The organism is Sphingobium lactosutens DS20 (genome assembly GCF_000445105.1).
In the GTDB taxonomy this organism is placed as follows: domain Bacteria; phylum Pseudomonadota; class Alphaproteobacteria; order Sphingomonadales; family Sphingomonadaceae; genus Sphingobium; species Sphingobium lactosutens.
Genome location: NZ_ATDP01000015.1, coordinates 1 through 1,016, shown reverse-complemented (window position 1 = coordinate 1,016; position 1,016 = coordinate 1). Strand labels below are relative to the sequence as shown.

The 1,016-nt window shown below is 65.5% G+C and carries 1 protein-coding gene; it reads left to right on the top strand.

Features of this window, described 5'->3' with window-relative positions; genetic code table 11:
* Nucleotides 1–136 precede the first annotated feature (136 nt).
* Nucleotides 137–1,016: hypothetical protein (locus RLDS_RS0127345; protein WP_031297166.1), on the top strand; the 880-nt coding region annotated here is incomplete at its 3' end.

The following is a 1,016-nucleotide window of genomic DNA, read 5'->3' as shown; positions in this document are numbered from 1 at the left end:
GTGCATTCCGATTTCGGGCGCGGGCTTGCGCGCGCGTATGCCAGTTGTGGGTGTGATCGAGAAACTGTCGGAGCGGTACGCTGTCCCCTCCGACCATCGCCGCCACGTCTCCTGGGATTCGCATCGAAGGAGACCGATGATGTCAGAGCCGTTTGACCCCGCTGACACCGACGCATGGATTGCCCATGGTCGAAGCCCGGTACAAGCAGCGGCGCTCGCTGATGCCTGGCGCCGCTTCCCGGACCTTGCGAACGATTCCCCACTCGATCAGCGCATGGCACGTATGCGCGAGCGTGTCACGGCACTGCGGCCGGTGATGGAAGCGATGGCGCACATGGTCGAGGCGGAACGACAGGCCCGCAATTTCGCCTTCACCGCAAGACGAGTCGCCGAGGGACGGGGGGATGATCGCGATCGTGCCATTCTGCGCGCGCGCGATCTCCATGGCCATGACTGGGATCGATCGGTCCGCTATGCCGATGGCTGGTATGCCGCGCATGCGGGCTGGGATCCCGAATGCCGCAAGCCTGGCCCACTCGATGCGGGCGCCGAAGCCTATGATCACGGCTTTTGCGATGGTGGCGGCAACCGCGATGACCTCTTCGACACCGCGCGCCGCGCCTTGATGGTGGATCGCACACCAACGTCTTCGGCCATTTTGCCCGCGCGGCCTCGTCCCAGCGAATGGCTCAAGCCGACTGACGTGCCGCGGCCGGCACGCTGGCATCGTCGCCTCCTCCTGATCGGTGCGCCCGAAGCCGGACTGGTCGCCGCGCCGGCAAAAACGGCCCTGCTTCGTCCGGCTCTCGATTCCTGCTCGGGCTGCGGGGAGGCGACCATCGTCGTCATTTCCGGAGCCGGTTTTCACCCTCTCGATAGAGCCGATACGGCGCTGCCCCTCGGTGGTCCCGAAGCACTGGAGGTACTCGCGTCCGATCGCGCACTCCAGGCCTGCTTGCGGGCGCTGCTCGGTGATCGCGACTTTGATGACATCCTTGTCGCTGCCCAAGGGTATT